This window comes from Stenotrophomonas sp. YJH_SMC_40, assembly GCF_059368615.1.
Window position 1 is genome coordinate 48,879 of sequence record NZ_JCAFRX010000014.1, and the last position, 11,718, is coordinate 60,596.

Annotated in this window: 14 protein-coding genes; 4 read left to right on the forward strand and 10 right to left on the reverse strand. The window is 66.4% G+C overall.

What is annotated here, in order from left to right; translation table 11 throughout:
• Window positions 1-8: 8 nt before the first annotated feature.
• The 10 genes from flgJ to AC5P6X_RS20260 form a co-directional block, all read right to left on the reverse strand.
• On the reverse strand, window positions 9-1,208 hold the full coding sequence (flgJ, locus tag AC5P6X_RS20215) for a flagellar assembly peptidoglycan hydrolase FlgJ (RefSeq protein WP_099605992.1): 1,200 nt from the start codon (window positions 1,206-1,208) through the stop codon (window positions 9-11).
• 1 nt (window position 1,209) lies between these two features.
• Window positions 1,210-2,352: a flagellar basal body P-ring protein FlgI gene (locus tag AC5P6X_RS20220; RefSeq protein ID WP_329755683.1), complete on the reverse strand. Its 1,143-nt coding sequence runs from the start codon at window positions 2,350-2,352 to the stop codon at window positions 1,210-1,212.
• Window positions 2,353-2,354: 2 nt separating this feature from the next.
• A complete protein-coding gene (gene flgH, locus AC5P6X_RS20225) occupies window positions 2,355-3,047 on the reverse strand; it encodes a flagellar basal body L-ring protein FlgH (protein ID WP_005409570.1) in 693 nt (230 codons plus the stop codon).
• A gap of 22 nt (window positions 3,048-3,069) precedes the next feature.
• Window positions 3,070-3,855, reverse strand: a complete 786-nt coding sequence (flgG, locus tag AC5P6X_RS20230; RefSeq protein WP_088435880.1) for a flagellar basal-body rod protein FlgG — start codon at window positions 3,853-3,855, stop codon at window positions 3,070-3,072.
• A 102-nt stretch (window positions 3,856-3,957) separates the two neighbouring features.
• On the reverse strand, window positions 3,958-4,707 hold the full coding sequence (locus tag AC5P6X_RS20235) for a flagellar basal body rod protein FlgF (RefSeq protein ID WP_005409572.1): 750 nt from the start codon (window positions 4,705-4,707) through the stop codon (window positions 3,958-3,960).
• A 32-nt stretch (window positions 4,708-4,739) separates the two neighbouring features.
• Window positions 4,740-5,963: a flagellar hook protein FlgE gene (gene flgE, locus AC5P6X_RS20240; RefSeq protein ID WP_005409573.1), complete on the reverse strand. Its 1,224-nt coding sequence runs from the start codon at window positions 5,961-5,963 to the stop codon at window positions 4,740-4,742.
• Between the two features lie 32 nt (window positions 5,964-5,995).
• Window positions 5,996-6,679 (reverse strand): flagellar hook assembly protein FlgD, encoded by a 684-nt coding sequence (locus AC5P6X_RS20245; protein WP_005413273.1) that lies wholly within the window; start codon window positions 6,677-6,679, stop codon window positions 5,996-5,998.
• A gap of 23 nt (window positions 6,680-6,702) precedes the next feature.
• Window positions 6,703-7,110 (reverse strand): flagellar basal body rod protein FlgC, encoded by a 408-nt coding sequence (gene flgC / locus AC5P6X_RS20250; RefSeq protein WP_005409575.1) that lies wholly within the window; start codon window positions 7,108-7,110, stop codon window positions 6,703-6,705.
• Between the two features lie 3 nt (window positions 7,111-7,113).
• On the reverse strand, window positions 7,114-7,509 hold the full coding sequence (gene flgB, locus AC5P6X_RS20255; RefSeq protein WP_005409576.1) for a flagellar basal body rod protein FlgB: 396 nt from the start codon (window positions 7,507-7,509) through the stop codon (window positions 7,114-7,116).
• Window positions 7,510-7,646: 137 nt separating this feature from the next.
• Window positions 7,647-8,591 (reverse strand): chemotaxis protein, encoded by a 945-nt coding sequence (locus tag AC5P6X_RS20260; RefSeq protein ID WP_005409577.1) that lies wholly within the window; start codon window positions 8,589-8,591, stop codon window positions 7,647-7,649.
• 299 nt (window positions 8,592-8,890) lie between these two features.
• Between AC5P6X_RS20260 and flgA the strand changes: the two genes are divergently transcribed.
• The 4 genes from flgA to AC5P6X_RS20280 all read left to right on the forward strand — a co-directional run bounded on the left by flgA (window position 8,891) and on the right by AC5P6X_RS20280 (window position 11,572).
• Entirely contained in the window at window positions 8,891-9,547 is a 657-nt protein-coding gene (flgA, locus tag AC5P6X_RS20265) for a flagellar basal body P-ring formation chaperone FlgA (RefSeq protein WP_099604756.1), read from the forward strand.
• 75 nt (window positions 9,548-9,622) lie between these two features.
• Window positions 9,623-9,928, forward strand: a complete 306-nt coding sequence (flgM, locus tag AC5P6X_RS20270; RefSeq protein WP_005409579.1) for a flagellar biosynthesis anti-sigma factor FlgM — start codon at window positions 9,623-9,625, stop codon at window positions 9,926-9,928.
• The gene (locus AC5P6X_RS20275) at window positions 9,925-10,263 is read left to right on the forward strand and encodes a flagellar protein FlgN (protein WP_005409580.1); all 339 of its coding nucleotides are present in this window, start codon (window positions 9,925-9,927) and stop codon (window positions 10,261-10,263) included. Before flgM ends, AC5P6X_RS20275 begins: the two co-directional genes overlap by 4 nt.
• A 91-nt stretch (window positions 10,264-10,354) precedes the next feature.
• Window positions 10,355-11,572: an ATP-binding protein gene (locus AC5P6X_RS20280; RefSeq protein ID WP_005409581.1), complete on the forward strand. Its 1,218-nt coding sequence runs from the start codon at window positions 10,355-10,357 to the stop codon at window positions 11,570-11,572.
• Window positions 11,573-11,718: the final 146 nt, after the last annotated feature.

Consider the following 11,718-nt stretch of genomic DNA (forward strand, 5'->3'; position numbering starts at 1 on the left):
GGGGTTCCTCAACGACGGGTGATACCCAGCGCCGCGGTTGCGGTGCTGGCGAAGGTCTGGCCAAGGCGCGAGCCGGCATCGGCCACGGCGCTGACGGCGCGCTCGATGGTCGGTCCGCCGGCGATCGCGGCGATCTTGGCCGCGTAGCGCGGGTCGGTGGCATAGCCGGCGCGCTGCAGGCCACGGGCGAAGCCCTGCACGTCGGTGCCGGCCTGCAGGGCCTGCTGGTAGCGCGGGCTGGTCTTCAGCAGGCGCACGTAGTCGGCAAAGCTCTCGGCCGGCGAACTGTAGGCACGGAAGCTGGCGGTCTCGTTGCGGCGCACGCCATCGACGTACTCGTGGGTGCCGGCCACGGCGCGCTGGCCGTTCCAGCCATTGGCCTTGATGCCGAACAGGTTGTGCGAGGTGCTGCCGTCGGCATGCTTGATGTGGCGCTTGCCCCAGCCGGTTTCCAGCGCCGCCTGGGCGACCAGGGCGCGGGCATCCACGCCCAGTTCCTTGGCCGCACGCTGCGCGTGCTGCCAGATGCTGGCGACGAAGCCTTCCGGGGTGTGTTCACCCAGCTGCGCGACGGCGGTGCGGGTCGCCATCGCATCGGCCGGGCTGATGGCCGTGCCGCGGTTGCTGGCGGTAGCCGACCACTGGTCGCTGTTGGCAGCCCAGTCGTCGCCTTGCAGGCCGCCGATGTAAGGATCTTCGGTACCCAGCGAGCGGTGCATGCTGCTGCTTTCGCGCCCGGCGATCAGGTCCAGCGCCTGTTCCATCGGTGCAACCGCCGCGTGTGCGCCGGACTGCGCGCCGGCGGCCATCTGCTGCAGCAGGCGCACGGCCTGGCTGCCGTCTTCCAGCGGCAGCGACGGTGCCGGCTTGGCCGGTGCATTGAGCTGATAGGCACGGCTGGCCTTGGCCGGGTCCACGCGGGTATCCAGTGCCGGGCCATCGGCGGCCTGGCCGGACAGCTGCCGGCTGATCATGCCGGACAGGCCAAGGCCCTTGCCGCGGGTCATCGCCTCGGCAATCTTCTGGTCGTACATCTCGCGGAACATCTTGTTTTCGCCGGGGAACAGCGAGTCGCCGAAGCTGGCGTCACGCATGCTCTTGACCAGCATCTGCGCGAACTGGCCCTCCAGTTGGCGCGCGACCTTGTCGATCTTGGCCGGATCGTTCTGTTGCGCCGGGTGCAGATCGAATGCGGGAGTGATGCGCATATCAGATCACCTCGAGCTCGGCACTCAATGCGCCGGCCTGCTTCAGGGCTTCCAGGATCGCGATGAGATCGCCCGGTGCCGCACCAACCGCGTTCACCGCGTGCACGATCTCGTCCAGGGTGGTGCCGCCGCTGAACTTGAACATGCGGCTGCCGTCGTTGGTGGCGGTGATGGTCGACTGCGGGCTGGCCACGGTACGGCCGCCGGACAGGGCATTGGGCTGGCTGACGTTGGTGTTTTCCTGGATCGTGACGGTCAACGAACCGTGCGAGATCGCCGCCGGGCCGACCCGCACCTGCTGGCCGATGACCACGGTGCCGGTACGCGAATTGACCACCACCTTGGCCGGGGCGCTGCCCGGGGTGAGCTCCAGGTTCTCGATGCGCGCCAGCAGGCCGATGCGCGCGCCCGGGTCGGTCGGTGCGGTGACCGCGACGGTCACGCCATCGACTGCACGCGCCGCGCCTTCGCCGAAGGCGTTGTTGAGCGCGGCGACCATGCGCGAGACCGTGGTGAAGTCGTTGTTGTGCAGGTTCAGGGTGATGTCGCCACCGTTGGCCAGCGGATCGGGCAGGGCGCGTTCAACCGTGGCACCGTTGGGAATGCGGCCGACGCTGGGCACGTTCACCGAGACACGGGAACCATCCTTGCCCTGCGCACCGAAGCCGCCGACGATCAGGTTGCCCTGGGCGATGGCATAGATCTGGCCATCGGCACCGCGCAGCGGTGCCATCAGCAGCGAACCGCCCCGCAGCGAGACCGCGTTGCCGATCGAGGAGACCGTGATGTCGATCGGCTGGCCGGGCTTTGCGAACGGCGGCAGCTCGGCGTGGATGGCGACCGCCGCCACGTTCTTCAGCTGCGGATTGACGTTCGGCGGCACATTGACGCCCAGCTCGCCGAGCAGGTTCTTCAAGCTCTGCACGGTGAAGGGTGCCTGGCTGGTGCGGTCGCCGCTGCCATCCAGGCCGACCACCAGGCCATAACCCACCAGTGCATTGCCGCGCACGCCGCCGACCTGTGCCAGGTCCTTGATGCGCTCGGCGCTGGCCGGGGCCACCACGGCGAAGACCATGAACACGCCATAACAGAGCGACGTCATGCGTCGCTGCCAGGAAGAAGAGGAGAAGAGTTTCATGGCCATACTCAGAACGGCGTCAGGCCGGAGTTGAAGAAGCGGCTCAGCCAGCCCATCGCGTTGGACTGCGCGACCGGGCCGCGGCCGCCGTAGACGATGCGGGCTTCGGCCACGCGGCTGGACGGAATGGTGTTGTCCTGGCTGATGTCGCCCGGGCGCACGATGCCCTGCACCTGCACCAGTTCATCGCCCTGGTTCAGGCGCAGGTTCTTCTGCCCCTGTACCACCAGGTTGCCGTTGGGCAGGCGCTGGATCACCGTCACCGTGACGCTGCCCTGCAGGCGGTTGCTCTGCGCGCTGTTGCCCTTGCCGGTGAAGTCACGTGCGCCCTTGGCCGTCGCACTGAGGATGTCCTTGCCGCCCAGGGTGACCGGCGCACCGAGGATGGACGGCGTGCCCAGGCTCAGGTTCGATTCCTTGTTGGTGGCGGTATTGGCACTGGTCTGCGCGGTGGTGTTTTCCAGCAGGGTGATGGTCAGCAGGTCGCCGACATCGCGCGCGCGACGGTCCGAATACAACTGCAGGGTCGGGCCGGCCGCGTAGATCGCGCCGGCGGTCGGTTCGGCCTGCGGTGGCATGATCGGCTGGATCGGTGCCATTGCCGGATAGGGGCGCACATCGCCGGCAATCACGCAGCCACCGAGCAGGGCAGCCACGGTGCAGGCGAGGGCAGTGCGGGCGAAGTTGGAAATGGGCGACATGGCAGTTTCCCGGTTTGGCCGGTCAGAGCTTGTTGTTGAGGTAGCCGAGCATCGAATCGGTGGTGGAAATCGCCTTGGCGTTCATTTCGTAGGCGCGCTGGGTTTCGATCATCGACACCAGCTCTTCCACCACGTTGACGTTGCTGCCTTCCAGCGCACCCTGTTCGACGATTCCGAGCCCATTCATGCCGGGATTGCCGCTCTGCGCCGGGCCGGAAGCGGTGGTCTCCAGGTACAGGTTCTGGCCACGCGCCTGCAGGCCGGCCGGATTGACGAAGTCGGTCAGGGTCAATGCGCCGACTTCCACCGAGGCTGCGCCGTCGGCCATCTTCACGCTGATGGTGCCGTCGTTCCCGATGGTCACCGACTGGACGCCTTCGGGAATCTGGATGCCGGGCTGCACCGGGTAACCGCTGTTGGTGACCAGCTGGTTGTCCTGATTGAGCTTGAACGAGCCATCTCGGGTATAGGCCGAGCTGCCATCGGGCATCTGCACTTCGAAGAAGCCACGGCCATTGACCATCACGTCGAGGGCGCGACCGGTCTGCTGGGGAGCGCCCTGTTCGAAGTTCTTGGCGGTGGCGACCACGCGCACGCCGGTGCCGAGCTGCAGGCCGGTCGGCAGCTGCGTCTGCGCCGACGAGGAGCCGCCGGGCTGGCGCACCTGCTGGTACAGCAGGTCTTCAAAACTGGCACGGTCCTGCTTGAAGCCGGTGGTGTTGGTGTTGGCGAGGTTGTTGGAAACCACCGACATGCGCATCTGCTGCGCATCCAGTCCGGTTTTCGCGATCCACAATGCCTGGTTCATCTTCGGTGTCCTGTCTGGTGAAGCCGGCCGCGTGGTGCGGCCCTTGAATGTGGGTGTGCAAGCGGTGTGCCAGCGCCGCTGTCAGGCGGCGCCGGAATTCCGTCAGCTGCCCAGGCGCAGCATGCTGTTGGCGCTGCGCGCGTTTTCGTCGCCGTGCTTGATCACCTGCACCTGCATTTCGTACTGGCGCTGCAGCTGGATCATCTGCACCAGCGCGCCAGCGGCGTCCACGTTGCTGCCTTCCAGCTGGCCGCTGTGCACGGCCGTGCCCTGTGCCGGGGCGAACGGCTGGCGCGGGTCGGTGTTGCGGAACAGGCCATCCAGGCCACGCTCAAGGCGCTCGTCCGGCGCCTGCACCACTTTGATGCGGCCGATCTGCGCCATCGTCTGCGGGCCTTCGCCCTGCGGGATGATCGAGAGCGTGCCGTCGGCACCGATTTCCATCGCCTGGTAAGGCGGAATGGCGATCGGGTTGTTGTTGTCATCCAGTACCGGACGGCCGCTGGAGGTCACCAGCTGGCCGTTCGGCGTCACCGACAACGCCGCGCCGCGCGTGTACGCCTCGCTGCCGTCGCTGGACTGCACGGCCAGCCAGGTGCCGGTCTGCAGGGACAGATCCAGCGGCTTGCCGGTGATGTGCTGCGAGCCGGGCGTACGGTTGAAGCCGGCGTCGACGTGCAGCGCATCCACCCGCGAGGCAAAGCCCGGGCCCTTGATCGGGAAGGCTTCGGTATTGGCCAGCGCTTCCTTGAAGCCAGGGGTGTCCGAGTTGGCGAGGTTGTGGCTGAGCGTTCCCTGCGCCTGCAGGGAGGCGCGGGCACCGGTCATCGCCACGTAAAGGGCTTTATCCATGCGGGGAGTTCCGTGACAGGGTCAGCAGCTCATCAACGGATGTTGATGACGGTCTGGGTGATCTGGTCCTGGGTGGTGATCATCTGCGCGTTGGCCTGGAAGTTGCGCTGCGCGGTGATCATGTTGACCAGCTGCTCGGTGAGGTCGACGGTGGATGCTTCCAGCGAGCCTGCCTGGATCTTGCCGAGATTGGAGGTGTCCGGCATGCCGGTGCGCGGGGTGCCCGAGCTGAAGGTGTCCACCCACAGGTTGTTGCCCTTCGATTCCAGGCCCTGCGGATTGTTGAAGGTGGTCAGCGCGACCTGGCCCAGCGGCTTGTCGGCGCCATTGGAGTAACGCGCGTAGACCACGCCGGTTTCCGACACGGTGATCTCATTGAGCTTGCCGGCGGCGTAGCCATCCTGCTGGGTGTTGCGCAGCGCGAACTTTTCGCCGTACTGGGTCGAGCCGCTCACGTCCAGCGTCATGTTCAGCACGCCGGCACCGGTGGTCGGGGTGAAGGTGCCGAGGCTGACCTTGCCGTCCGCCGGTGCGGTCAGCTTGCCGCTGTTGTCGAAGGTGACCGGGGTCGGCGCGCCGGCCGGCTGGCCGTCCACGTAGTTGCGCACGGTCCACTCGTTCGGGTTGGCACCCTTCACGAAGTACGAGACCTGGATGTGGCTGACGCCCAGCGAGTCGTACACGGTGATGCCGCCGCTGGAGTGGTTGTAGCTGTTGGAGTCGGTCGGATCGAAGGTGGTGACCGTCGGCTGCTTCGCGTTGGCCGGCAGGGTAAAGCCGACCTTCACTTCGCTGGTCTGCTTCGGCGGGCTGTCGGTGGTCAGCAGCTGCAGGTCGACCATGCGGCCGGCATCGAAGTTGGTGCCATCGGCATTCGGCGCGAACACCTGCAGGCGTGCGCCCTGCGGGTTGATCACGTAGCCGGACGGATCGGTCTGGAAATTGCCGGCGCGCGAGTACACGCGGGTGCCGTTCATGTTCATGGTGAAGAAGCCTTCACCGGAAATGGCCATGTCCAGGCTGCGGCCGGTCTGTTCGTTGTGGCCCTGCTTGAACTGCTGGGCAACGTTGGAGACACGGACGCCCGAACCCACGGCGTTCTTTGACAGACCATAGCCGGTGGCCGAGAACAGATCGGCGAACTCGGCGCGCGATTCCTTGAAACCGGTGGTGTTGACGTTGGCGACGTTGTTGGCGGTGACGCTCAGGTCGGAATTGGCGGCATTGATGCCGGACAGCGAGACATTGAAGCCCATGGGATGCTCCTGGTAAGTGCGGGGTGTGCGGCTCAGCTGACGCGGAGCACGTAGTCGATCGGGGCCGTGCCCAGGCCCTTGAGGTTCAGGTACAGGCCGTCGGAACCGACGGTTACGCTTTCCACCGGCGCCTGCACGTAGGTGGACAGCTTGGTGCTCTTGCCGGCGGTATCGACGTGGTTGGCAACGATGGAATACTTGCCCGGCTCCATGCGCTTGCCGTTGGCATCCTTGCCGTCCCACTGGAACGCAGTCTCGCCGGCGGCCTTGGCTTCCACGCTCAGCGAGGTGACCTTGGCGCCGGTGGCATCGGTGATGTCGACGGTGATGATGCCGGCCGAGGGCGCGGCCACCGTGCCTTCAACGTTGCCTTCCTTTTCCAGCACCAGCTTTTCCGACGGCACCAGCACCTGGTGGCCGACCAGCGCCGCACCACGCAGCACCTGGTCGCTGGCCATCGATTCCTGGAAGCCCTTCACCGTCTTGTTCAGATCGGTGATGCCCTGCACGGTGGACATCTGCGCCATCTGCGCGACCATCTGCGTGTTGTCCATCGGCTTCAGCGGATCCTGGTGCTGCAGCTGTTCGGTCATCAGGCGCAGGAAATCGGCCTGGTCCAGCGTGTTCTTCTTCTTGGTGGCGTTGCTGTTCGGGGCGTTCAGACCGAGTGCGGTGTAGACGTCCTGGTTGGTCTGGTTGTTGACGGCGGTGGTCATGGCGGTATCCGGTACTGCGGGCCTCAGCGGCCCATGGTCAGGGTGGCCAGGGCCAGTTCCTTGGCGGTGGTCAGCATCTCCACGCCGGCCTGGTAGTTGCGCGAGGTCGAGATCAGGTTGACCATCTGCGCCACCGGGTCGACGTCGGGCTGGTAGATGTAGCCATCGCCATCGGCCAGCGGGTGGCCCGGCTCATAGCGCTTGATCGGCGCCGCATCGCTCTGGGTGATCTCCTTCACCTTCACCGAGGTGATGTTCGGATCGTTCTTGCTGGTGACGGCCTGGAAGATCGGCTCCAGCGGCTTGTACACGGCGTCGGCGGAACCGGCGACGGTATCGGCGTTGGAGAGGTTGGAGGCGATGGTGCTCATGCGCACCGACTGCGCCTGCAGCGCGGAGCCGGCGATATCGAAGATCGGCAGGTTGCTCATGGCTTATTGCCCCGTGATCGCGGTCAACATGGAACGCACCTTGCTCTCGACGAAGCTGAGCGAAGCGCGGTACTCGAGCGCGGCGCGGCCATAGGCCGCACGCTCGGCATCGGGATCGACGGTGTTGCCGTCCAGGCTGGGTTGCACGCCTTCGCGCGCGATCTGGAACGGGTTCAGGCCACTACTGATTTCGTAGTGCTGCTCATGGGTGGTGGCCATCAGGCCATTGGCATCCTGCCCCTGGGCATGGCGCAGGGCGGCATCGAAGTCCAGGTCCTGGGCCTTGTAGCCGGGAGTGTCGGCATTGCCGAGGTTGCTGGCGATCAGCTTCATCCGCTGTTCGCGCAACGGCATGGCCTGGGCATGGACGCCCAGGTAGTCGGTAATCAGGTTGCGCACGGTGCACTCCCACGGGAACGTTGCCCGGGAAGCTGCAAGGGGTGTGCCAAATTCGAGAGGGTAGTGCCGGCCGCTGGCCGGCTCCCCGATGGATCTGCGGTTGCCGGCCAGCGGCCGGCACTACCGGATCAGTGGCCTCAGGCCGCCAGCGCCACCTTGCGCAGACGGTCCAGCACGAAATCGGCCAGCTCGTGCGGCGAGTACTTGGCGACGAAGGCGTTGGCGCCCACGCGCTCGACCATGGCGTTGTTGAAGACGCCCGACAGCGAGGTGTGCAGCAGCACGTACAGGCCGGCCAGGCCCGGATGGCGCCGGATTTCCGTCGTCAGCGTATAGCCGTCCATGGCCGGCATTTCGATGTCCGAGATGACCATGGCATAACGCTCGGCCGGGTTCTCGCCCGAGGCGTGGATCTGCAGCAGATGGTCCAGCGCCTGCTTGCCGTCGGAGAGCAGGGTGGCACCCACGCCCAGCTGGTCGAGCACGCTGCGGATCTGCTGGCGGGCCACGCGCGAGTCATCCACCACCAGCACCTGCAGCTGCGGGCCGTCGGAGGGCATCGCCATCGCCGGATCGAGCACCGCTTCGCCGCGCACCTGGGCGATGTCGGCCAGGACGCTTTCCACGTCGATCACCTGAATCAGTTCACCCTGGAAGCGGGTCACTGCGGTCAGGTAGCTCGATTCGGCGCCCAGTTCCGGCGGCGGATGGATGTCTTCCACCGCGATGTTGACGATGCGCTCCACGCCGCTGACCAGGAAGCCCTGGATCGAGCGGTTGAACTCGGTAACGACCAGGTAGCCGGGCGAGGTGTCCGCCTCCGGCTCGCGCTCGGGATGGCCGATCGCCAGGCCGAGGTCCAGCACCGGCACCGAGCGGCCACGCACGTCGGCCACGCCGGAGAACTGGCTGGGCAGCCCGGGCACCTGGAACAGTTCCGGGCGCCGCAGGACTTCCTGCACCTTGAAGACATTGACGCCAAAAAGCTGACGTCCGCCGAGACGGAACAGCAGCAGCGCCAGGCGATTGTGGCCGGCCAGTCGGGTCCGCTGGTCGATCCGGTTGAGCAGGTCATGGGACATGGCTGCTGTATCGGCGGGGTAGGCGCCGAACTTGAGGGCGCTCTGCCGCCCACGCGCTCCACACCGCTTCTGTAGAGTCGACTGTTAGTCGACTGCTCTTCTAGCAGACTGCTCTTCTAGCAGACTGCTCTTCGCGGTCGACTGCTCTTATCCGGTCGCGGGAACCCGCGCGCTTCGCGCGAAAGTCGACTAACGCGAAAGTCGACTAACAGTCGACTCTACACATCCCCATCCCGAGACCCGGTCTCTGGCACACACCTTGCACGCAGCTGGGCCAGGTCCCATCGACAGGAGGCGCCATGCGCCGGGTCACATCTCTATTGGCCATCGCGCTTGCTGTGGCCTCGCCGTGGGCGGCGGCCGCCGACTGGCAGCCCGTAGCCAGCATCCGCGCCGCAGCGCTGACGACCTTGCCGGCCGGGAGTGAGGGTGAGGCCCAGGTGGCCGATGCGCTGCGCCTGCCCAAGTGTGGCGGCGCGCTGCAGGTGCAGCCTACCGCCAACACCACGGTGGAGGTCAGTTGCCCTGATGCGGGGGGCTGGCGCCTGTTCGTGCCGGTGAAGGTGCGGCGCAACCAGACCGTGCTGGTGCTCAATCGTGGAATCGGCACTGGAGAAACCCTCACCGCCGCCGATATCACCACTGCCCAGCGTGACGCTGCCCGGATTGCCGGTGCGGTACTGGCCGATCCCAATGCAGCGATCGGCCGCATCGCCCGCCGTCCGTTGCAGGCCGGAGCCCTGCTGTCGAACAACGACCTGGTGGTTCAGCGTCTCATCAGGCGAGGAGACAATGTAGCCCTGGTGTCGCGTCGCGGTTCGGTCGAGGTCCGCATTGCCGGCCGTGCGATGGGTGATGCCGGTGAGAACGAGCGGGTCTCGGTCGAGAACCTGTCCTCGCGGCGGATCGTGCAGGGCACGGTCGATGCCGCAGGTGACGTAATCGTGGCGCGTTGAATTACCGCAAAATATCCCTAAAGATCACGGCCCTGCGGCCGTTATCCCTTGTGAACGGCAACTCCAGGACACCCCATGAGCCAGAAAATCGACGGCAACCTGCAGGTCCCCCAGGCACTGCGCAGCGTGACGACCCCGGCCAACAAGCCCGGCGTCAGCACCGATGCGGCGGCGCGCCCGGTCGAGGCGGCCGACAGCCTGCGCCTGACCGGCGAGGCCACCAATCTGCAGGCCATCGAGCGTGAGCTGACCACCGCCCCGGCGATCGACGCCCAGCGCGTGGCCGCCGTGCGCGAGTCGCTGCAGAACGGCACCTACAAGATCAATCCGGACGCGATCGCATCGCGCATGCTCGATCTGGACCAGCAGCTGCACGGATGACCGCGGCGATGAGCGAGCCGCTGCAGCGCCTCGCCCAGGCCCTGGACGTTGAACGCCAGGCCCTGGTCGAGCACGACGTACACGCCTTGATCCGGGCCACCGGCGCCAAGCTGGAAGCGCTGCGTGCGCTGGAAGGCGCGCCGCCGGTGGGGCAGGGCGAGCAGCTGCAGGAACTGGCCGAGCGCAACCGCGCCAATGGCGTGCTGCTTTCGCGGCGCCGACGCGAAGTCAACTGGGCATTGCGCCAGTTGGGCCGTACCGAAGACGCCTCGGCCTATGACGCCAAGGGCCAGTCACACACCGTCACTGCCCGCCGCCCACTCGCCGTCGCCTGACGCGACGGCGGTCGCACTACCCACCCCCGCGGGCTGAAGCCCGCTGCGTGACCGCGTATATTGGGCGCCTGTTCGAACGTCCCGAGTCGCCGTGTCCGCTGCCAACGCCCTGGTTACCGCCCCCCTTCCTCCGCAGCCGGTGCTGCAGGCCCTGCTTGAGCGCCTGCGCGAAGGGCTGCTGCTGTTCACTGAAGACGGGCAGGTGGCGCTGGCCAATCCGGCTGCGCAGAACCTGTTGGCCGGTGGGGAGGACGGTGCATTGCCGCCGCAGCGGCTGCGTGAGCTGCTGCCACCCGATGCGCTGGAACAGGCGCGGCAGCATGGTCACTGGAACGGCAGCCTGCCGCTGGGGGAGGGTGTGGTCATCGCCCACCTCTACCACCACGGCCCGGTCGGCCAAGGGCACTTCCTGGCGTTGTTCCGCCATATCGAAGGGCAGGAAGACTACGAGCGCGAGCTGCAGCAGCGCCATGCCGAGCTGCGCCAGGCCTACCTGCGCCTCAACGGTACCCAGGAAAAGCTGCTGCAGTCGGAAAAGATGGCGTCCATCGGCCAGCTCGCTGCCGGCGTGGCGCACGAGATCAACAACCCGATCGGCTACGTGCACTCCAACCTGGGCAGCCTGCAGGAGTACCTGCGCAGCCTGTTCACGGTGATCGAAGCCTACGAACGCGCCCTTCGTGCGCCCGACCCGAAGGCATTGATTCCGGAAATCGACGATATCCGTGACCGCCTGGACATCGATTTCATCAGCCGCGACCTGCCGCAGCTGATGGCCGAATCGCGCGAAGGCATCGAACGGGTGACCCGCATCGTGCGTGACCTGAAGGACTTCTCCTATTCCGGCCGCGACGAATCGTGGAAGCTGGTCGACCTGCACGCAGGGCTGGAATCGACCATCAACATCATCTGGAACGAGCTCAAATACAAGGTCACCCTGGTGCGTGAGTTCGGCCAGCTGCCGCTGGTGGAATGCCTGCCGTCCGAGTTGAACCAGGTCTACATGAACCTGCTGCTCAACGCCGGCCACGCCATTGCCGAGCGCGGCACCATCACCGTGCGTACCGGTGTCGACGGTGACCAGGTATGGGTCGAATTTGAAGACACTGGCGGCGGCATCTCGCCGGAACTGCGCCAGCGCATCTTCGATCCGTTCTTCACCACCAAGCCGGTGGGCAGCGGTACCGGCCTGGGCCTGTCGATCTCCTACAGCATCATCAACAAGCACCATGGCCGCATCGACCTGGACAGCACCCCGGGCGTGGGCTCGCGCTTCCGCGTGGTGCTGCCGGTGAAGCAGCCGCGCTGACCGCTTCGGGTAGTGCCGGCCGCTGGCCGGCAACCTCATTGAATCCAGCATCGAGAGCAGCCGGCCAGCGGCCGGCTCTACCAGGGCTTGTCCCCGACCTGGGTTTGCGCTTCGGGTAGTGCCGGCCGCTGGCCGGCAACCTCTTT

Excerpts from the sequence above, each read along its gene's own strand:
- flgJ (WP_099605992.1), bottom strand. The coding sequence starts at position 1,208 with ATGCGCATCACTCCCGCATTCGATCTGCACCCGGCGCAACAGAACGAT.
- AC5P6X_RS20220 (WP_329755683.1), bottom strand. The coding sequence starts at position 2,352 with ATGGCCATGAAACTCTTCTCCTCTTCTTCCTGGCAGCGACGCATGACG.
- flgH (WP_005409570.1), bottom strand. The coding sequence starts at position 3,047 with ATGTCGCCCATTTCCAACTTCGCCCGCACTGCCCTCGCCTGCACCGTG.
- flgG (WP_088435880.1), bottom strand. The coding sequence starts at position 3,855 with ATGAACCAGGCATTGTGGATCGCGAAAACCGGACTGGATGCGCAGCAG.
- AC5P6X_RS20235 (WP_005409572.1), bottom strand. The coding sequence starts at position 4,707 with ATGGATAAAGCCCTTTACGTGGCGATGACCGGTGCCCGCGCCTCCCTG.
- flgE (WP_005409573.1), bottom strand. The coding sequence starts at position 5,963 with ATGGGCTTCAATGTCTCGCTGTCCGGCATCAATGCCGCCAATTCCGAC.
- AC5P6X_RS20245 (WP_005413273.1), bottom strand. The coding sequence starts at position 6,679 with ATGACCACCGCCGTCAACAACCAGACCAACCAGGACGTCTACACCGCA.
- flgC (WP_005409575.1), bottom strand. The coding sequence starts at position 7,110 with ATGAGCAACCTGCCGATCTTCGATATCGCCGGCTCCGCGCTGCAGGCG.
- AC5P6X_RS20260 (WP_005409577.1), bottom strand. The coding sequence starts at position 8,591 with ATGTCCCATGACCTGCTCAACCGGATCGACCAGCGGACCCGACTGGCC.
- flgA (WP_099604756.1), top strand. The coding sequence starts at position 8,891 with ATGCGCCGGGTCACATCTCTATTGGCCATCGCGCTTGCTGTGGCCTCG.
- flgM (WP_005409579.1), top strand. The coding sequence starts at position 9,623 with ATGAGCCAGAAAATCGACGGCAACCTGCAGGTCCCCCAGGCACTGCGC.
- AC5P6X_RS20275 (WP_005409580.1), top strand. The coding sequence starts at position 9,925 with ATGACCGCGGCGATGAGCGAGCCGCTGCAGCGCCTCGCCCAGGCCCTG.